Below are 19,525 nucleotides of genomic sequence, written 5' to 3'. Positions count from 1 at the left end.
ATCACTTACCCATGAAAAGTCTTACTATATTATTCTATCACTTTTTAACCTATAATCCTATTCTCCAATGAGCCCTATTTTTCCTGCATTTCACGCTATTCTCGTCCTAAACAAAAAAACGAACCTTTCCAGAGAGAAAAGATTCGTTATTTGTTCGCTTGAAAATCCCAGGAAATGTTTCACGTGAAACAATTAAATCAATGGAGCTTTAGCAGGTGTTCCTGCTTTGCGTGGGTATTTTGCCGGTGTCGCGCCAGTTTTTTGAATTAAAATAATATGTCTAGCTGACTCTTCAACAGGAAGACTAAATGATTCCACCTTGCGCAGTTCGGCACGTAATTCCTTTAAGCTTCGCTTGGCTTCAGTCAACTCCTCGGTAGAATCATTGCCCTTCATCGCCGCGAAAACTCCATCTTTACGGGTAAAGGGAAGACAAAATTCATTCAACAGCGATAAACGCGCAACAGCTCGTGCTGTTACCAAATCATATGCATCGCGATGAACAAACTCTCGTGATACATCCTCAGCCCTTCCATGAATCAATTGTACATTTTGCAATTCCAATGTATCACAGACGTGCTGAAGAAATGAAATGCGCTTGCTAAGTGAATCTACAATAGTAAGTTTCAAATGCGGGAAGCAAATTTTTAGAGGGATTCCAGGGAATCCAGCACCTGAACCGATATCCGCCAGTTTATTCACATCCTCCATATTCATGAAGAAAGACAGAGAAAGTGAATCATAAAAATGCTTCATGAACACTTGGTCACGTTCAGTTATGCCGGTAAGGTTCATTTTCTCATTCCATGAAACAAGCTCTTTGAAATAAAGTTCAAATTGCTCTAACTGCTTTGGTGTTATTGTGATCCCTTGCTCTTGCAGTAAAGCAGTAAACTGAGCTGCAGTATTATCCATAGATTATCCTTTCGCTGCTGTCACACGGTTATAATGCTCCAAGTGTACAAGGAGTATTGAAATATCAGCCGGGGTTACGCCGGAAATCCGAGATGCCTGACCAATGGAGATAGGAGCAATTTTAGTCAGCTTTTGCCGGGCTTCCATAGCCAGACCATGAATTTCATTATAGTTGATATCGTCTGGAATCTTCTTCTTTTCCATCTTTTGCAGCTTCTCAACATGTTGAAGCTGTTTTTCAATATAGCCGGCATATTTGATCTGTATTTCTACCTGCTCCTTCATATCTTCATCCAAACCTTCAGGAGAAGGTGATACCTGATCAACAAAACTGTAAGTAAGCTCCGGGCGCCGCATCAGTGTCAGCAGGTTGCTTCCATCAACAATAGGCGCCGATTCGTATTCTGAGAGTGTAATGTTGACATCGGCAGGTTTGACTTTGGTTTCCCGAAGGCGCATGATCTCACGCTCTACCCGTTCTTTTTTCTCCAGGAAAGCTTCATAACGCTGTTCAGAAATCAGACCAATATCATAACCAATTGGCGTCAAACGTAAATCCGCATTATCATGTCGAAGCAATAAACGGTATTCTGCACGTGATGTCAGCAAGCGGTAAGGTTCATTGGTTCCTTTGGTAACTAAATCGTCAATTAGAACGCCAATATATCCTTGTGAACGGTCCAGTACAACCGGATCTTTCTCCTGCACCTTGCGGGCCGCATTAATACCGGCAATAACACCTTGTCCTGCCGCTTCTTCATAACCCGATGTCCCGTTGATCTGTCCAGCTGTGAATAGTCCAGGCAGGCGTTTGGTTTCCAGTGAAGGCCACAGCTGAGTTGGAACCATTGCATCATATTCAATTGCATAACCATTGCGCATCATTTCCACCTTTTCCATCCCAGGAATAGAACGCAGGACAGCCAATTGGACGTCCTCAGGAAGGCTGGTGGATAACCCTTGAACATAATATTCAGCTGTGTTCTTACCTTCTGGCTCTAGGAAGATCTGATGTTGGGATTTATCACTGAAACGCACCACCTTGTCTTCAATAGAAGGACAATATCTTGGACCTGTTCCTTCAATAATACCCGTGAACATCGGAGCACGGTGCAGATTATCATTGATGATCTGATGCGTAACTTCGGAAGTGTAAGTCAGCCAGCAAGGCAATTGTTCATTATCAGATGATTTGGTTTCGAAGGAAAAAAACTTTGGCTTCTCATCCCCTGGTTGAATTTCGGTCTTGGAGAAATCGATCGTATCCTTATGCACCCTTGGCGGTGTGCCAGTCTTAAATCGAACAAGATCAAACCCAAGTTCGCGCAAATTCTCAGAAAGTCTAACCGAAGGCTGCTGATTGTTCGGCCCGCTCTCATAAGTCAACTCACCCATGATCACTTTGCCGCGCAGGTAGGTTCCTGTAGTCAGAATGACTGTTTTGCTATGGTATACCGTTCCTGTCTTTGTGATGACACCGGCAACTTTTCCATCTTCAACAATCAGTTCCTCCACCATCCCCTGGCGAAGGGTCAGATTTGGAGTTTTCTCCATCGTTTCCTTCATCGCGTGCTGATAGAGAAATTTGTCTGCTTGTGCGCGTAGCGCATGAACTGCAGGACCTTTACCGGTGTTAAGCATGCGAAGTTGAATAAAGGTCTTATCAATATTCCGGCCCATTTCGCCGCCAAGTGCATCGATCTCACGCACAACATGGCCTTTGGCGGGACCGCCAATGGACGGATTGCATGGCATGAAGGCTACCATGTCCAGATTGATTGTAATCATCAGCGTGCGGCAGCCCATTCGTGCTGCGGCAAGTGCAGCCTCGCAGCCGGCATGGCCTGCGCCAATGACCACTACGTCATAGCTGCCTCCATCAAAGTTCATAGGTGTTACCTCCTAGTTTTTTTGTTTTTATAGTGGATACGCTTATCAAGCGCAGTTATTTCCCCAAGCAAAATTGTGAGAAGATTTGGTCCAAGAGCGAATCAGCAGCTGTATCCCCAATAATCTCCCCGAGCTGCTCCCACGCAAGGCGCACATCAATCTGAATCATATCTATAGGAATATGCATATCAGCAGCCTCGTAGGCATCCTGCAAAGATTTATAAGCCTTTTTGAGCAGAGCAATATGCCTTACATTGCTTACATAAGTCAGATCGCCTGATTCCAGCTTACCTTCAAAAAAGAGCTCAGAGATTGCTTCCTCCAGCTGATCTAAACCTTCCTCCTCCAGCACAGACATTGGAACAATGCTCGATTCGCTAAAATAAGAGAGCAGTCTATCCTTGTCCAAACGGGAAGGTAAGTCCATTTTATTCATGATCACCAATGCTTGTCTACCTTGGATTTGTTCCATTAATGCCAATTCATCCTCATGGAGCTCATCGGCTGAGTTCAACACAAGCAGGATGAGATCAGCATCACTAAATGCTGCCTTGGAGCGCTCAACGCCAATTTTCTCTACTATATCCATAGTTTCGCGAATTCCAGCAGTATCAAGCAGCTTTAACGGGATATTGTTAATCGTTACATACTCTTCTATAACATCACGCGTTGTTCCTGGAATATCGGTTACAATCGCTTTGTTGTCACGGGCCAGTGCATTAAGCAAGGAGGACTTACCAACATTGGGACGTCCGACAATTGCAGTCGTAATACCCTCGCGCAGTATTTTTCCTTCATTTGCCGTCTTAAGCAGTCTGTTGATGCCATCCATAACTTCTGTGCTTTTATCTTTAATAAATTCAGCAGTCAAGGACTCCACATCATGCTCAGGATAATCAATATTCACTTCAATATGAGCCAATGTTTCAATAAGTGTATGGCGGAGTGTGTGAATACGTTCTGACAAGGATCCGCTAACCTGCTTCAGCGCAACCGAAAAAGCACGGTCCGATTTCGAACGGATCAGATCGATTACAGCCTCCGCTTGAGAAAGGTCAATACGTCCGCCCAAAAATGCGCGCTTGGTGAATTCCCCAGGTTCTGCAAGTCGAATATCCTGCTGCAGCAGAAGATCCATCACTCTCCGAACCGAGATCACACCGCCATGGGCGCTTATTTCAACTACATCCTCAGTAGTAAATGAACGTGGTCCCTTCATCACAGTGACCAGCACTTCTTCCATTCGTTCTCCGTCATCAGGACTGATGATATGCCCGTAATGAACGGTATGCGACTCCACCTCTGTGAGCGGTGTCTTACTGCGAAACAATGGAGCCACCTGGGAAATCGCTTGGGGGCCACTGACCCGGATAATCGCTATCCCTCCTTCGCCTAATGCTGTAGATACAGCAGCGATGGTGTCACTAAACATACTCTGTTCACCTCAATTTGTTCTACACTTCAGCTCCGGCTGAATGAATGATTTTGGTCTTGTATTCGAAAAAAACAATGACCCCTTATATTGGTCAAGGAGTCATTGCAGCAATATAGTCTCTACTTCAAAGTGATAACGACGCGGCGGTTCGGTTCTTCACCCTTGCTGAGTGTATTAACCTGCCGGTGGTCCTGTAATCTGGAGTGAATAATCTTCCGCTCTTGAGGAGACATCGGCTCCAGAACAACCTCTTTGCGGGTACGAACAACCCGTCCAGCCAAGCGGTCAGCCAGCTCTTCCAGCGTCTTCTTACGGCGTTCACGGAAATTCTCAGCATCCAGCACAAGCCGGATAAAACTATCGGAATAACGGTTGGCCACAATATTGGCCAGATACTGCAGAGCATCAAGAGTTTGTCCTCTTCTGCCGATCAGCAGCCCCAGGTCCGGACCGGATATTTGTAGAACAGTCGATTCCTTGCCATGAATGATTTCAACTTCCACCTCGAGCCCCATGCTCTTGGCGACATCCACAATGAAATGAACGGCCTCTTGGTAAGCATCCTCTACCGGGTGTCCGGAATCTTGGCGTGGTACACCGCCGGCAGCCTCTGGTTTGCTCTCTCTTGTTGACTGATGAGGCAGTGACGGAGCACTCGCCGCTGATGCCGGTGCGGCTTCGGTAATCAAGGTCAGTTCGACCTTGGCACCCTTCGCACCGATCAATCCCAGGAATCCTCTTGACGGCTGTTCCAATACGTTGACCGTTACCCGGTCCTTGTGAACTCCAAGCTGGTTAAGGCCTCGTTCTACAGCTTCTTCAATGGTTTTCCCTGTCGCGACGACTTTGCTCATTTTGACTTTTTGGCCTCCTTATTTCCTTTGCTGCTGTTGCCTTTCGCAGCAGGAGTAACATCCTTGCGGGCGGAGTTATTCTTACTCTTCACCAGATTGACTTCTTTGGTGCTACCGGTGCCTGCACCAGCAGCAGCAATGGCCAGTTTGGCTTTGTCATTGTTGCGGTACAAGAAATAGTTCTGAATAATGGTGTACAAGTTACTGTAGAACCAATACAGCGGAAGTGCAGACGGGAAGTTGTAGGACATGATGAAAATTAGAACTGGGTATACCATCATCATGAACTGCATAGGGCCCTGCTGCTGTACAGGGTTCATCTTGGTCATCATCCGGGTCTGCAGGAATGTAGTCGCTGCTGCCAAAAGCGGGAGGATGAACAGGTGATCGGGCTTGCCGAGCTGAAGCCACAGGAACGAGTGCTCACGCAGAGACGGGTTATAATAGATCGAATTGTAAAGCGCGATAAAGATCGGCATTTGCACAATCAGCGGCAGACAGCCGGCCATTGGGTTAACCTTGTTCTCCTGGAATAGGCGCATTGTTTCTTGTTGTACCTTTTCAGGCGTATCTTTATATTTTTTCTTAATTTTCTCGAGTTCCGGTTGAATAGCCTGCATCGCACGCGAGCTTTTTACCTGTTTCATCGTAAGCGGCAGGATGATTGTGCGGACAATAATAACCATTACAAGGACGGCTAAGCCATATTGTCCATTAAACCATTTAGCAAAGGTATCCAAGGCTGTGGCAAAATAATAAACCACATTACTCTGCCAGAAGCTTCCGTGCTTCAAATCCTCCGTAGTATGCGTCACAGTTGTTGACGACGGAGAGCACCCCGACAGAACAGCAATCATTAATACCATTACACCGAGGAGAAGAAACCATTTTCCTCGTTTAGTCTTCAATAGAGACACTTCAAAACCCCTCTCTTAAACATTCCATTGCACCGTAAATCATATCATATTTATGAATACAAATAAACAAGCCCATTCTGTCCCTATTACGCTCGTGAAGCCTTGAGCAGCTTGGCTTTGCGAAGCACATGAAGAACGCTTTTCTCCAGTTCCCCATAATCCTTGGAGAGTGCCCCTTTTCTTACGATAAACACCATATCAATACCTCCGGAAATTTCCGGTTCATGATGTCTGACAATCTCTTTGACCAGCCGCCGCATCCGATTGCGGACAACTGCGTTTCCGACCTTCTTGCTGACAGACACTCCAAGCCGGAACCGCTCCACCTCTCTTCTGCTGAACCAATACACCACGAACTGATGATTGGCAAAAGACTTCCCATGGCGGTATACGCGGCTGAAGTCGGCGCGGTTTCGTAATCTTAGACTTTTGTGCACGGGAATCTCCTATTCAAAGACCGGACTCAAAGTGCTCCGGAATTTTATCTTCTAATTAGTATAGTCATCGGGGAACCGACATAAACAGCTCTGGTTCTGAACACTTTTTCATCCCACATCAATTATATTCGTACATTAAAAAGCCCCGCAAAGTGTAGCAACGCTGTCTTAGGCGTATTCCACTGCAGAGCTGATTAATTCCATACAATGAGAAGAAACAGTTGCCCTTGTCTCTTTCTAGTGTGAGAACCATTTCTGACGGTATATAAGGAAGTAATTAATTTACGGATGTAAAACAATACGTCCCCAACATTTAAAAAAGGACCACCGTAGTGGTCCTTAAGTGGCCTAACTTACGCACTCAAAACTTTTCTGCCTTTCAGGCGGCGGGCTGCCAGCACTTTACGGCCGTTTTTCGTGCTCATTCTTTTGCGGAAACCATGCACCTTCTTGCGTTTGCTCACATTCGGTTTGAACGTCGGTCTCATGTATTGCACCTCCCTTACAGGATCATAATTACTGTCATATAAGCAGAAACGGACTAGGCCGTCCTTGAAGTAGGGACAGTATCTACAAGTATTATCATTTTAATTTGGAGACATATCCTCACAGAAAACACCTTTATATATTAAATCACACAATCCGTACAAAAGTCAACCTTGTCTGTTTCACCTCATACGTCCCCATTTCACAGCTTTTATCCACAATCCTTTTCCCAAAAAAAATAATCCACAGTGTTTTACAGTTATCCACCTGTGATTAAAAAATCAAATTAAATGTTCACAGCCTCGAACAACCTGTGTATAAAAAAATCGCCGGCATAGGAGATCATGTCGAATGGTGAACAAATTATCAACAATATCTAGTGTTGTTCTTAAAAATTATACACAAGTGATTGAATTTGTGGATAAAATGGCCGCGCACATTGAAAAACAAGGGGGCTTTTGCTATGATGGTATTACTTTTGAATGTGAATAGATTTGTTTGTTCCCTATATTATCAACAAGCTGTGGATAAAGTTGTGAACAATTCAAATTTATCCATGTTTTTTTGTCTCTATATATTGCCTATTGGGGATAAGATTCAGCACCAACCCATTTTCTTCGACATTTCCACTTCATGGCTGATGCCACATTTGGAAGATTTAAAGGAGTGACAGTCTGTGGACAGCCATACTTCCGAATTATGGCAGCAAATTTTATCGATTATTCAAACCAAACTAAGCAAGCCGAGCTTTGATACCTGGTTTAAGGCCACGAAGGCGCTTACGTTCGGCCCTCAGGCTTTAATCATCTCGGCGCCTACAACCTTTGCCGTAGAATGGCTGGAAAGTCGTTATACAAAATTGGTAGGAGCTACGGTTTATGAAGTTACCGGAGAGCAAGTTGAGGTTAGATTTGTCATTGAGGAGAACAAACCGGCCGAGCCGATAGTTCAACAAATGGCTCCTTCTCCAGCGGTATCGCGTGAAGAGGCGCAGACCCATTTGCTCAATCCCAAATACACTTTTGATACGTTCGTCATCGGTTCCGGCAACCGCTTTGCACATGCTGCCTCACTGGCAGTGGCAGAAGCACCGGCCAAGGCTTACAATCCCCTGTTTCTTTACGGAGGCGTAGGCTTAGGAAAAACTCATTTGATGCATGCAATCGGACATTATGTGCTTGAACATAACCCGAACAATAAGGTTATCTATATCTCGTCCGAGAAATTCACCAATGAGTTCATCAATTCCATCCGTGACAACCGCGGAGAAAGCTTTCGTAACAAGTACCGAAATGTTGACATTTTGCTCATTGACGACATCCAATTCCTCGCCGGCAAGGAGTCAACGCAGGAGGAATTTTTTCATACGTTCAATGCTTTGCACGAAGAACGCAAACAAATTATTATCTCTAGCGACCGTCCCCCAAAGGAAATTCCCACATTGGAAGAACGGCTGCGCTCCCGGTTTGAATGGGGACTCATCACCGACATTCAGCCACCGGATCTGGAGACGCGTATTGCCATTCTGCGTAAGAAAGCCAAGGCAGAGAACCTCGATATTCCGAATGAAGCAATGATGTACATTGCCAATCAGATCGATACGAATATCAGGGAACTGGAAGGTGCACTTATTCGTGTAGTCGCCTACTCTTCCCTGACTAATCAGGATGTAACGACTCATCTGGCAGCCGAAGCACTTAAGGATATTATCCCTTCGAGCCGGCCGAAGATGATCACAATTAACGATATTCAGCAAAAAGTCGGCGAATATTACAATTTACGCATGGAAGACTTTAAAGCGCGTAAACGTACCAAGGCTGTAGCTTTTCCACGGCAGATCGCCATGTATCTCTCCCGGGAGTTGACGGATTATTCGCTGCCTAAGATCGGAGAGGCATTCGGAGGACGGGACCATACAACCGTTATCCATGCCCATGAGAAGATTACACAGTCATTAAAGGTAGACCAGGAGTTGTACAAAGTGGTAAATAATCTTGCGGAGAAAATTAAAAATCCTTCATAAGAGGAACTAAGAGCCTATACACAATCTATACACATGTGGGTAGGCTTAATTTTATGCTGTTTTCGGGGTTATCCACATAAACGGAGCCCCTACTACTAATACTAATAAATAACTATAATAATTCATCTTCTAAAAGCGCGTTTCGTAGAGGAAGAACTATCAACCATTTCCCAATTTTTCAGCTAGGAGTGAAATCATGAAAATAAGCATTCTTAAAAATGAACTCAACGAATCGATAGGTCACGTATCTAAGGCAATCTCCAGCAGAACCACCATCCCGATTCTGACCGGTATCAAGTTTGAAGTCAGCCATCAAGGAGTTACCTTGACTGCAAGCGATACCGATATCTCCATCCAATCCTTTATTCCTGCTGAAAATGACAGCCATACGATTGTAAAAGTCGAGCAGCCCGGAAGCGTAGTGCTTCCAGCCAAGTTCTTCGTTGAGATTATCAAGAAGCTTCCCTCCAAAGAAATTCACATGGAAGTCAAGGAAGGCTTTCAAACCTACATCTCTTCCGGTTCCACCGAGATTCAAATCGTAGGCCTTGATCCCGAGGAGTTCCCTGTGCTGCCTAGCATTGAGGAGAACGAGACCATCTCATTGCCTGGTGATTTGCTGAAAAATATGATCAAACAAACTGCTTTCTCCATCTCCACACAGGAGACAACTCCGATTTTGACAGGGATTCTATGGAATCTTAGCGATAATGAATTCAAGTTCACTGCCACCGACCGCCACCGCCTGGCAACAAGAGCTGCGCATCTGGAAGGTACTGAAAGTGTCCAATTCGCGAATGTTGTCATTGCCGGTAAAACGCTGAACGAACTCAGCAAAATTATTCCGGACCAGAATATGCTGGTCGACATTGTAGTGGCTGATAACCAGGTGCTGTTCAAGATCGACAAAGTGCTGTTCTATTCGCGGATCCTGGACGGGATTTATCCGGATACTTCTAGAATTATTCCGACTGCCTACAAAACAGAACTAACTTTAGATACAAAAAAACTCAGCGAATCGATTGACCGTGCTTATTTGTTGTCCCGCGAGGAAAAAACGAATATTGTACGCATGCAGACGCTCGATAATGGCGATGTTGAAATTTCGTCCAGCTCATCGGAGCTGGGTAAAGTGCGGGAAGAGCTGGAAGTCATTGATTTTAAAGGCGAACCGCTCAAGATCTCCTTCAACTCTAAATATATGCTGGATGTACTCAAGGTAGTTGAGAGTGAACAGCTCGTAATTGCTTTTACCGGAATGATGAGTCCGATTATCCTTAAACCGCTGGACGAAAGCCGTAGTCTGTATGTCATTCTCCCGTATCGTACAACGAATTAATGCCGCTCTCCATGCACATGTGGATAAGTGGCTGAAAGGAAGAAAATCATGAAAAAAATACTTATCCACAGTGGATATATTAAGCTCGACCAGTTTTTGAAACTCTCTGATTGTGTATCCACAGGCGGGATGGCCAAAGCTTTGCTTCAGGAAGGACACGTACGGGTCAACGGAGAAAAGGAAGATCGGCGTGGAAGAAAGCTGTACCCAGGCGATAAAATAGAGGTTCAGGATAACGGCGTTTTTGAAGTTGAAGGCGGCGGAATAAAAGAGTAACACTTCGGGGAGGCACAGCTTCGTGTTTGTCAAAAATATCGGTCTGCAGCATTACCGCAATTATGGGCTGCTGCGTCTGGAGAACCTTGGCGATGTAAACCTGATACTTGGTCAGAACGCACAGGGTAAAACGAACCTGATGGAGGCACTGTTTGTGCTGGCAATGACTAAGAGCCATCGGACCTCCAAGGACAAGGAGCTTATTTCCTTTGACGCTCCAGCAGGCTCTGCACAAATTGTGGCCGAGGTGGAACGTAAATACGGGGATTTGAAGCTGGAGCTGACCCTGACTTCTGGAGGCAAAAAAGCCAGAATTAATGGACTGGAGCAGCGGAAGCTGAGCGAGTTCATAGGTGCTTTGAACGTTGTCATGTTCGCTCCCGAGGATCTGGAAATTGTCAAGGGAACCCCTGGCATCCGGCGCCGGTTCCTCGATATGGAAATTGGCCAGGTGCAGCCGGGCTACCTGTTTCATCTGCAGCAGTACCAGAAAGTGCTGCTCCAAAGAGGCAACCTGCTGAAGCAGCTTTGGGGGAAAGAGGCTGCTGGCAAAGAGCTTTTAGAGATATGGGATGCCCAACTTGTAGAGCATGGTGTTAAAATCGTCAAAAAAAGGAAACAATTCATAAAGAAGCTGCAAATATGGGCAGAACGTATTCACCGTGGCATTACGAACGGCGGAGAAGAGCTGAAACTATTGTATGTTCCCTCTTTTGGTGAGCGTGAGATGGAAGATGAAGCTGTCTTATTAGACAATTTTATGTTAAAGTTATCACAAACGAGAGATCAGGAAATCAGACGCGGCATGACGCTGACGGGTCCCCATAGGGATGACCTGTCCTTTTTTATCAACGGAAGAGAAGCTCAGGTCTACGGTTCCCAAGGACAGCAACGTACGGCAGCTTTATCGCTCAAGCTGGCGGAAATTGAGCTGATCCATGAGGAGATCGGAGAGTATCCTGTGCTACTTCTTGATGATGTTTTGTCCGAACTTGATCCCTATCGTCAGACCCAGCTTATCGAGACTTTTCAAAGCAAGGTGCAGACTTTTATCACCGCCACCGGGGTTGAAAGTCTGAGTGCCGATAAATTAAAAGGCGCAAGCCTATATCATGTGCATGACGGGAAAGTGGAGATCTAAAGAGCGGAGGAAGACCATGTATATTCATTTGGGTGGGGAAAAGATTATTCGATCCTCAGAGTTAATTGCTATATTTGATATCTCGATTGAGAAATCCTCCAAGGTATCGAAGCAGTTCATTATTCATTCCGAGCAGGACAAAAAACTGGAACGAATCGGTGAAGAGGAAGCGAAGTCTATTGTCGTAACCAAAAATACTGTATATTACTCCCCTATCTCCTCCTCCACTCTCAAAAAACGAGCCAAAATCTTGTTGGAAATATAACGTTTTATGATGTACAAGAGATAATCTGAAAGAAGTAGGTGAAGGCATGTCAATGAATCAACCGACATATGATGAGAGCCAGATTCAGGTACTGGAAGGGCTGGAGGCAGTTCGGAAACGTCCCGGCATGTACATCGGCTCTACTAGCGCCAAAGGTCTGCATCATTTGGTCTGGGAGGTTGTCGATAATAGTATCGATGAGGCGCTGGCAGGCTATTGCGACCGGATTCAAGTGATGATTCATGAAGATAACAGTGTGACTGTTATCGATAACGGGCGGGGTATTCCTGTCGGAGAGAACGAGAAGCTGAAGAAATCCACGCTTGAAGTTGTAATGACTGTCCTGCATGCAGGCGGTAAATTCGGCGGCGGGGGATATAAGGTTTCTGGCGGTCTTCACGGCGTAGGGATCTCTGTTGTGAATGCATTGTCCGAGAAGGTAGTTGTAAAGGTTAAACGTGACGGACATGTCTACCAGCAGGAATACAGACGCGGTGCGCCGCAGTACGATATCAAGGTTATTGGCGATTCCGAGGAGACAGGAACGACTACAACTTTCCATCCCGATCCGGAGATTTTCACCGAAACGACTGTTTTTGAATACTCAACACTGCTTACCCGTATCCGTGAGCTCGCCTTCCTGAACAAGGGCATTGAACTATCCCTGCTGGATGAACGGACGGGGGTCTCCAATACCTTCAAGTATGAAGGTGGTATTGTAGAGTATGTGAAATACCTTAATGAGAAAAAAGAAGCCCTGCATGAGGACCCGATTTACGTGGAAGGCTCACGGGATATGATCGCGGTTGAAGTGGCTCTCCAATATAATGATTCATACACAGAGAACATCTATTCCTTTGCCAACAATATCAACACCCATGAGGGCGGTACTCATGAATCTGGTTTCAAGAGTGCCTTGACGCGGATTATCAATGATTATGCCCGTAAGGCGGGTGTTATCAAGGACAGCAGCCAGAATCTGACCGGGGATGATGTACGTGAAGGTCTGACGGCGATTATTTCCGTTAAAATCCCTGAGCCGCAGTTCGAAGGCCAGACTAAGACCAAGCTCGGGAACAGTGAAGTCCGCGGGATCGTGGAATCGCTATTTGGTGAGAAGCTGCAGGAATTCCTTGAAGAGAACCCTGCTGTCTCCCGCCGGGTACTGGAGAAGTCGTTGCAGGCTTCCCGTGCCCGCGAAGCAGCCCGCAAGGCCCGTGAGCTGACTCGCCGCAAGAGTGCGCTTGAAGTCAGTGCCCTGCCGGGTAAGCTGGCTGACTGCTCCTCCAAGGATGCTTCCATCAGCGAGCTATACATCGTCGAAGGGGACTCCGCCGGCGGTTCTGCCAAGCAGGGACGTGACCGGCATTTCCAGGCGATTCTGCCGCTTCGCGGAAAGATCCTGAACGTTGAGAAGGCACGCCTCGACCGTATACTGTCCAATGCTGAAATTCGGGCAATTATCACGGCACTGGGAACCGGGATCAGTGATGACTTCGATTTGTCAAAAGCCCGTTACCACAAGGTTGTCATCATGACCGATGCGGACGTCGACGGAGCACATATCAGAACCTTGCTGCTAACGTTCTTCTACCGCTACATGCGAAAAATTATCGAAGCAGGCTATATTTATATCGCTCAGCCGCCACTCTTTAAGGTTGAGCGTAATAAGGTCATCCGCTATGCTCAAACTGAGAAGGAGCGAGATGAGATTATTGCCAGTTTCGGTGAGAATGTTAAAGTCAACGTTCAGCGCTATAAAGGTCTTGGGGAGATGAATGCGACACAGCTCTGGGACACAACTATGGACCCTGAGACTCGTATGATGCTGCAGGTGACCATTGAGGATGCGATTCTGGCAGACGGAATCTTTGATACGCTGATGGGAGATAATGTTGAGCCGCGTCGCGAATTTATCCAGGAGCATGCTCAATCTGTAAGAAATCTGGATATCTAATATTCGTAGGCTGTTATAGTGAACCTCCGTTTTCTCTATTTGTAATAAATATGAGAATGCGGAGGTTCTTTTTTTATCGTCTTTTTGCCAATTTGTGCCGGGAAATCGAGGAGCGGGTTCTTTTTAACCTGCCGTATGCTACTGCATAAAGGCGGATTTTACGGTAAATCGTCTTATCCTGAAAGCTGCTGAACACAATAATGGATGGAAGTGTATTAACCTCCAGCAACCACAGATCATGATGCGGATCCATAGCCACATCAAGTCCTATCTCTTTAAGATCCGGATAAGCAGTTTCTAGCTGTGTGGCAATTTTTACTCCCAATGATTTTAACTGCTGAATGGTTGTTTTCAGTTCAATTGGACTCATATGTTCTTTAAGCAGATGGTGGACGGAAAAAATACTGCCCCCACTATGATAATTGGTGACGACTTTTTGCGGTGCGGCTACTCTCCCCAGCATCCCTGTGGTTTCCCATGCTCCTGATAGGTTTTTTTGCGTAAGTACCCTTAGATCAAAGGGCCGGTCCTGGTGGTGTAGGAGATCAATGCCCTGCTGAATTAAATATATACGGCCCTTAATCCGCGGCAATAACGCTACATGAAGCTCTTGTGGTGAGGCAAAAGCTTCTGCATCTTTTGCGTAACGAAGGATATATATTACCTTTTGTTCAACGATTATTTCGCTATTCTCCATATCATTCCTTGGTGCAAAATCATTACCCGGCTGATGGTCACTTGGGCTTAAATGGATCGTGCGCTTTTCTGCCCTCATTACGCCGCTGCCATAAGTGCCTCGGTCTGGCTTAATATATACTATTCCATAGATCTCAAGCAGTTCAATTAACGCCTCTTGACTATATTTTCGCGTTTCGGGGATGAATATAGCCAGCTGACGGTTTTGTAGAATGACTTTCGTCTTGGACCATTTGCTGGATACCCGTTGAATCCTCATGATCTACCTCCTTCAAAGTATTACAATCAATCCCCTAGTTTTCTTCATGTAGATTGGATATCCATTACCCATCTGCTCGTCGTAAAAATGGATTTCATATACATAGGGTTTGGCACTAGGTATACTGAAATGTCAGGACAAGCCATCCAAACAGTGCTATAATATAAGGATATGGGGCTATGTCTTTTGGGACAAAAACAGGGATATAAGGTCATTCTTCTTGTCATTACAGTCTATGTACTGAGGCCATTTGCTGAGAGGGCGTATACCCGTATCCCGTTAAAAGAAAATCATTATAGAAGATAAAAGGCTATCATGTTTAATTGTGCTACTTTTGTGAAAGTAATATAATAAAGGGTAGCGGTTTTTAACTGAAGGAGGTCCAGCAACTCATGGCTGAACAAAATAACCCGCAAGTCAAAGATCGGGACATTGGTGTGGAAATGCGTGAATCTTTTATGGATTACGCGATGAGCATCATTGTGAGCCGGGCTTTGCCGGATGTGCGGGACGGACTTAAGCCTGTCCACCGACGCATTTTGTTTGCGATGTCGGAACTTGGAATGTTTGCAGATAAACCTCATAAGAAATCTGCGAGAATCGTCGGTGAGGTAATCGGTAAATATCATCCTCACGGGGACTCTGCTGTTTATGAAACGATGGTACGTATGGCGCAGGATTTCTCAATGCGGTATATGCTCGTGGATGGTCACGGAAACTTTGGTTCTATAGACGGGGACATGGCTGCTGCAATGCGTTACACCGAAGCCCGGCTCTCCAAAATTGCCGGAGAAATGCTTCGCGATTTGAATAAAGAAACGGTTGATTTCGCACCCAACTATGATGGTGAAGAGAATGAGCCAGTAGTACTGCCGGCCCGTTATCCGAACCTGCTTGTAAACGGTGTGGGTGGTATCGCTGTTGGTATGGCTACCAATATTCCTCCTCATAATCTGGGGGAAGTCATTGATGGTGTACAGGCGATGATCAAGAACCCTGATATTACACCCATGGAACTCATGGAATATATTCAAGGCCCGGATTTTCCAACGGCCGGTTACATTTTGGGCCGTGAAGGTATCCGTCAAGCCTATCGAACTGGTCGCGGATCAGTTACAATGCGAGCCAAAGCAAATATTGAAGAGAATAACGGAAAAGCGCGAATCATTGTAAGTGAACTGCCTTATCAGGTTAACAAAGCCAGATTGGTGGAGAAGATTGCTGAATTAGTTCGTGAAAAACGGATTGAAGGTATTACGGATTTGCGTGATGAATCAGACCGCAATGGTATGCGTGTAGTTGTTGAGATGAGACGTGATGTGAACCCGAGCGTTGTTCTGAACAATCTATACAAACATACCTCAATGCAGTCTACATTTGGTATTAACATGCTTGCTATCGTTAAAGGCGAACCGAAGATTCTTAATCTCCGTGACGTGCTCTACCATTACTTGCAGCACCAGATCGAAGTTATCCGTCGCCGGACGGTCTTTGACCTTAAGAAGGCTGAAGCGCGGGCACATATCCTGGAAGGCCTGCGGATCGCGCTAGATCATCTGGATGAGGTTATTGCCTTAATTCGTGCTTCCCGAACTACGGATATTGCAAGAGACGGCTTAATGAGCACATTCAGCCTCAGCGTAGAACAGGCACAAGCTATCCTTGATATGCGGATGCAGCGTTTGACCGGGTTGGAACGGGAAAAGATTGAGAACGAATATAACGAGCTTTTGGCCAAGATCGCGGAGTATCGTGAAATTCTGGCTAATGAGCATTTGGTACTGGAGATTATCAGCAACGAGCTTCAGGAGATTCGGGATAGGTATTCTGATGACCGCCGTACGGAAATCACGGTAGGTGAAGAAAGTATCCTCGATGAGGATCTGATTCCGCGTGAAGAGGTTGTCATCACCATTACGCATACCGGCTATATCAAGCGTCTGCCAGTTAGCACCTACCGTAGCCAGAAGCGGGGAGGCCGTGGTGTTATAGGGATGGATACCAAGGATCAGGACTTTGTGGAGCATCTCTTTGTAAGCAACTCCCACAATTATCTGATGTTCTTTACTGATAAAGGTAAGGTCTACCGGATCAAAGCGTATGAGATCCCTGAGCTGGGACGCACTGCCCGGGGAACGCCAATCATCAACCTGATACAGATTGAGCAGGGTGAGAAGATTAGCGCTGTCATCCAAGTAGAAGATGCTGACAGTGACAAATATCTATTCTTTGCTACCCGTGAAGGGATCGTGAAGAAGACACCGCTTGAGGATTACAACAATATCCGTAAAGGCGGATTGATAGCGATCAATCTCCGTGAGGAGGATTCACTGATCGAAGTGAAGCTGACAGACGGTGAGCAGAATCTGATTATGGGTACGGCACGCGGGATGTCGATTACGTTCTCCGAGAACGATGTTCGTTCTATGGGACGCAGCGCAACGGGTGTTAAAGGTATTTCACTGGATGAGAATGACCAGGTCATTGGGATGGATTGTGTAGATAAGGAGCTTGAGGTACTGATTGTTACCACCAAGGGTTATGGTAAACGTACCCCTGCCCTCGACTATCGCTCCCAAACCCGTGGCGGTAAGGGGATCAAGACCATTAATCTTACTGACAAGAACGGTCCGGTAGTCGGACTGAAGGTTGTCAAAAAAGATGAGGACCTAATGATCATCACGACGAGTGGTACTTTGATTCGTACCAGCATGGATGGCATTTCTACCATGGGACGTTATGCCCAAGGGGTTAAGCTGATTAATATCCGTGAAGATGATGCAGTGGCTACGCTCTGCAGAGCCGATAAGAATGAAGAAGATGAGTTCTCGGAACAAGAGACCGGAGAAGAGATCCTGGATGCAGCAGCAGAAGGAACTATTGAAGAAGTTCAGTCCGAAACTGTTTCCGATAGTGAAGACGATAGCCTCGAATAAATTTATTATGGAGAGTATGGGTTTCTGCTTGCAGAGACTCATGCTCTTTTTGTGTATGTGGGGTTGAAATGAATAAATCACTGGAATTAATTTTTTAAGGAAACACCTTACCCCATCTAGTCGCTTGAGGTTATCCATACTATAATTAGGGAAGTAAAATCACTGAACAAGTGTCACTGAAACAGAGGGGCTGAATGTATGCCAAGCATAACGTTAGGGGAAGTTAAGCCAGGTACAAAAATTATTAAAGATGTAGTCACACCTTTGGGTGGCGTTCTGTTCAACAAAGGGAAAATTATATTGCCAAGGGACATTGAAATCCTGCAGGCCTTTTTGATTCAACAAATAGAGATCGAAGGTGCTCAGGGGGAAAGCACTGCTTCTGAAACAGCCAAAGCCACGAAGCAGACAGCTTCGGTAAAATCTGGTGCTGTAATCAACGAATCTCAGCTGGTCAAAAGCAATTCGCCACTTCATGATGAGTATGAGAAGATGGTGGCGCTTGTTAAGAAAAGCTATGCGGCCGCCGCTGCGGCTCCACTCCCCATATTGGAATTACGAAGTCAGTTAGAAGCTCTAATCAGCCACTTGAAGGATTATCATGTACTAAAATTTGCACCACGCGTTCATCTGGAGCAGGATTATAATTATCACAATGCGGTACTCTCTGCTTTAACCTCCTATAAAATCGCCCAGTGGTGCGGATATCCACAAAAAGATTGGATGCAGTGTGCCTTTGCAGGTTTGCTGCATGATATAGGTAATGTTAAGGTAGATGCTGCCCTGCTGCAAAAGCCAACGCCGCTGACTGCCCCTGAGATAGAGGAAGTCCGCAGGCACACGACCTATGGATACCAGCTGCTGCGTAATGTTACGGCTATCAATGAAGGTGTTCGACTGGCCGCGCTGCAGCATCATGAGAAAATTGACGGGTCAGGTTACCCGCTCCATATGGAAGGCAGTCAGATCCACTTCTATGCCAAGATTGTGGCGGTTGCAGATATATTCCACGCAATGACACTTGTAAAGGCTTATAGAAGGGCACAGTCACCCTACCTTGTATTGGAGCAACTGCTTACAGAGAGTTTTGGTAAACTTGATCCTGTCATTGTCCAAACGTTCATTCAGAAAACAACTAACCTATACAATGGTACAAGGATACGTCTTAGTGATGGTCGCCACGGTGAGATTATCTTTACAGATCGTAGTAATCCCACCCGCCCAATGGTACAAGTGGAAGGTGCGATCGTTAATTTAATGCTGGAGCGGGAGTTGTATATCCAAGAGATCATTGCTTAAGGATGTCTAAGCTGGTTATCCCATAAGGCTGCTGCCTTCTTAGCTGCTGTAATAATCAGTGTTTAAGTATGGAGCAGTCTTATATGATGGTTCTTTAAAATAATGCTTGCAATGAAACTCTGTACATGGTATATTCTTATTCCGGCCAAGAAACATCAACGCCGAGCTCGATAAGAAGTTGAAAAAAAGAGCTTGCATTACTCGGCCGAACGTGATATATTATAAGAGTTGCTGGTGACGAGATAATCGGCGCCGACGACGAGCTTGATCTTTGAAAACTGAACAACGAGTGAGTGGGATTTCACGCAAGTGAGATCCAAAAATAGAGAATATTTTATTCTCGTCAGATGTTTCAAAATGAGCAATCGCTCTTTCTAAATACCAATTTGGAGAGTTTGAT

Annotated in this window: 18 protein-coding genes; 9 read left to right on the top strand and 9 right to left on the bottom strand. The window is 45.6% G+C overall.

Annotated features, from left to right (window positions below):
• Positions 1-192: 192 nt before the first annotated feature.
• The 7 genes from rsmG to rpmH all read right to left on the bottom strand — a co-directional run bounded on the left by rsmG (position 193) and on the right by rpmH (position 6,936).
• Positions 193-915, bottom strand: a complete 723-nt coding sequence (gene rsmG / locus A3849_RS19685; protein ID WP_074112958.1) for a 16S rRNA (guanine(527)-N(7))-methyltransferase RsmG — start codon at positions 913-915, stop codon at positions 193-195.
• Between the two features lie 3 nt (positions 916-918).
• Entirely contained in the window at positions 919-2,805 is a 1,887-nt protein-coding gene (gene mnmG / locus A3849_RS19680) for a tRNA uridine-5-carboxymethylaminomethyl(34) synthesis enzyme MnmG (RefSeq protein WP_074112957.1), read from the bottom strand.
• Between the two features lie 55 nt (positions 2,806-2,860).
• The gene (gene mnmE, locus A3849_RS19675) at positions 2,861-4,237 is read right to left on the bottom strand and encodes a tRNA uridine-5-carboxymethylaminomethyl(34) synthesis GTPase MnmE (protein ID WP_074112956.1); all 1,377 of its coding nucleotides are present in this window, start codon (positions 4,235-4,237) and stop codon (positions 2,861-2,863) included.
• A 122-nt stretch (positions 4,238-4,359) separates the two neighbouring features.
• Positions 4,360-5,094: an RNA-binding cell elongation regulator Jag/EloR gene (gene jag, locus A3849_RS19670; RefSeq protein ID WP_074112955.1), complete on the bottom strand. Its 735-nt coding sequence runs from the start codon at positions 5,092-5,094 to the stop codon at positions 4,360-4,362.
• Positions 5,091-6,011, bottom strand: a complete 921-nt coding sequence (locus tag A3849_RS19665; RefSeq protein WP_074112954.1) for a YidC/Oxa1 family membrane protein insertase — start codon at positions 6,009-6,011, stop codon at positions 5,091-5,093. Before A3849_RS19665 ends, jag begins: the two co-directional genes overlap by 4 nt.
• Positions 6,012-6,097: 86 nt before the next feature.
• The gene (rnpA, locus tag A3849_RS19660) at positions 6,098-6,448 is read right to left on the bottom strand and encodes a ribonuclease P protein component (protein WP_074112953.1); all 351 of its coding nucleotides are present in this window, start codon (positions 6,446-6,448) and stop codon (positions 6,098-6,100) included.
• A 353-nt stretch (positions 6,449-6,801) separates the two neighbouring features.
• The gene (gene rpmH, locus A3849_RS19655; RefSeq protein WP_019914530.1) at positions 6,802-6,936 is read right to left on the bottom strand and encodes a 50S ribosomal protein L34; all 135 of its coding nucleotides are present in this window, start codon (positions 6,934-6,936) and stop codon (positions 6,802-6,804) included.
• 349 nt (positions 6,937-7,285) lie between these two features.
• Between rpmH and A3849_RS32995 the strand changes: the two genes are divergently transcribed.
• The 7 genes from A3849_RS32995 to gyrB all read left to right on the top strand — a co-directional run bounded on the left by A3849_RS32995 (position 7,286) and on the right by gyrB (position 13,935).
• Complete coding sequence (locus A3849_RS32995) at positions 7,286-7,426, top strand: hypothetical protein (protein ID WP_167374746.1); 141 nt, start codon at positions 7,286-7,288, stop codon at positions 7,424-7,426.
• Between the two features lie 184 nt (positions 7,427-7,610).
• Positions 7,611-8,957, top strand: coding sequence for a chromosomal replication initiator protein DnaA (gene dnaA / locus A3849_RS19645; RefSeq protein WP_074086487.1), 1,347 nt, complete (start codon positions 7,611-7,613; stop codon positions 8,955-8,957).
• A 196-nt stretch (positions 8,958-9,153) separates the two neighbouring features.
• On the top strand, positions 9,154-10,296 hold the full coding sequence (gene dnaN / locus A3849_RS19640) for a DNA polymerase III subunit beta (protein ID WP_074112952.1): 1,143 nt from the start codon (positions 9,154-9,156) through the stop codon (positions 10,294-10,296).
• A gap of 48 nt (positions 10,297-10,344) precedes the next feature.
• Positions 10,345-10,572 (top strand): S4 domain-containing protein YaaA, encoded by a 228-nt coding sequence (gene yaaA, locus A3849_RS19635; RefSeq protein WP_074112951.1) that lies wholly within the window; start codon positions 10,345-10,347, stop codon positions 10,570-10,572.
• Between the two features lie 22 nt (positions 10,573-10,594).
• Positions 10,595-11,713, top strand: coding sequence for a DNA replication/repair protein RecF (gene recF, locus A3849_RS19630; RefSeq protein ID WP_074112950.1), 1,119 nt, complete (start codon positions 10,595-10,597; stop codon positions 11,711-11,713).
• A gap of 16 nt (positions 11,714-11,729) precedes the next feature.
• On the top strand, positions 11,730-11,978 hold the full coding sequence (gene remB / locus A3849_RS19625; RefSeq protein WP_019914525.1) for an extracellular matrix regulator RemB: 249 nt from the start codon (positions 11,730-11,732) through the stop codon (positions 11,976-11,978).
• Between the two features lie 46 nt (positions 11,979-12,024).
• Positions 12,025-13,935 (top strand): DNA topoisomerase (ATP-hydrolyzing) subunit B, encoded by a 1,911-nt coding sequence (gene gyrB / locus A3849_RS19620; RefSeq protein WP_074112949.1) that lies wholly within the window; start codon positions 12,025-12,027, stop codon positions 13,933-13,935.
• A 73-nt stretch (positions 13,936-14,008) separates the two neighbouring features.
• Here gyrB and A3849_RS19615 read toward each other — a convergent pair whose 3' ends face one another.
• Positions 14,009-14,890, bottom strand: a complete 882-nt coding sequence (locus A3849_RS19615) for a YheC/YheD family protein (RefSeq protein ID WP_074112948.1) — start codon at positions 14,888-14,890, stop codon at positions 14,009-14,011.
• A 392-nt stretch (positions 14,891-15,282) separates the two neighbouring features.
• Between A3849_RS19615 and gyrA the strand changes: the two genes are divergently transcribed.
• Positions 15,283-17,826 carry a DNA gyrase subunit A gene (gyrA, locus tag A3849_RS19610; protein WP_074112947.1) on the top strand — a complete coding sequence of 848 codons (2,544 nt, stop codon included), beginning with the start codon at positions 15,283-15,285 and terminating at the stop codon, positions 17,824-17,826.
• Positions 17,827-18,024: 198 nt separating this feature from the next.
• A complete protein-coding gene (locus A3849_RS19605) occupies positions 18,025-19,125 on the top strand; it encodes an HD-GYP domain-containing protein (protein WP_074112946.1) in 1,101 nt (366 codons plus the stop codon).
• A 219-nt stretch (positions 19,126-19,344) separates the two neighbouring features.
• Here A3849_RS19605 and A3849_RS33355 read toward each other — a convergent pair.
• A partial coding sequence (locus A3849_RS33355; RefSeq protein WP_218619251.1) for a hypothetical protein occupies positions 19,345-19,525 on the bottom strand: 181 nt, incomplete at its 5' end.

This window comes from Paenibacillus sp. P46E (genome assembly GCF_001909095.1).
In the GTDB taxonomy this organism is placed as follows: Bacteria; Bacillota; Bacilli; order Paenibacillales; family Paenibacillaceae; genus Paenibacillus_AQ; species Paenibacillus_AQ helianthi.
This window is presented reverse-complemented; position numbering and strand designations above follow the sequence as displayed.

Bases quoted from the DNA above. Each gene is read 5' to 3' on its own strand.
- rsmG (WP_074112958.1), bottom strand. From the start codon at position 915: ATGGATAATACTGCAGCTCAGTTTACTGCTTTACTGCAAGAGCAAGGG.
- mnmG (WP_074112957.1), bottom strand. From the start codon at position 2,805: ATGAACTTTGATGGAGGCAGCTATGACGTAGTGGTCATTGGCGCAGGC.
- mnmE (WP_074112956.1), bottom strand. From the start codon at position 4,237: ATGTTTAGTGACACCATCGCTGCTGTATCTACAGCATTAGGCGAAGGA.
- jag (WP_074112955.1), bottom strand. From the start codon at position 5,094: ATGAGCAAAGTCGTCGCGACAGGGAAAACCATTGAAGAAGCTGTAGAA.
- rpmH (WP_019914530.1), bottom strand. From the start codon at position 6,936: ATGAGACCGACGTTCAAACCGAATGTGAGCAAACGCAAGAAGGTGCAT.
- A3849_RS32995 (WP_167374746.1), top strand. From the start codon at position 7,286: ATGGTGAACAAATTATCAACAATATCTAGTGTTGTTCTTAAAAATTAT.
- dnaN (WP_074112952.1), top strand. From the start codon at position 9,154: ATGAAAATAAGCATTCTTAAAAATGAACTCAACGAATCGATAGGTCAC.
- yaaA (WP_074112951.1), top strand. From the start codon at position 10,345: ATGAAAAAAATACTTATCCACAGTGGATATATTAAGCTCGACCAGTTT.
- remB (WP_019914525.1), top strand. From the start codon at position 11,730: ATGTATATTCATTTGGGTGGGGAAAAGATTATTCGATCCTCAGAGTTA.
- gyrB (WP_074112949.1), top strand. From the start codon at position 12,025: ATGTCAATGAATCAACCGACATATGATGAGAGCCAGATTCAGGTACTG.
- A3849_RS19615 (WP_074112948.1), bottom strand. From the start codon at position 14,890: ATGAGGATTCAACGGGTATCCAGCAAATGGTCCAAGACGAAAGTCATT.
- gyrA (WP_074112947.1), top strand. From the start codon at position 15,283: ATGGCTGAACAAAATAACCCGCAAGTCAAAGATCGGGACATTGGTGTG.
- A3849_RS19605 (WP_074112946.1), top strand. From the start codon at position 18,025: ATGCCAAGCATAACGTTAGGGGAAGTTAAGCCAGGTACAAAAATTATT.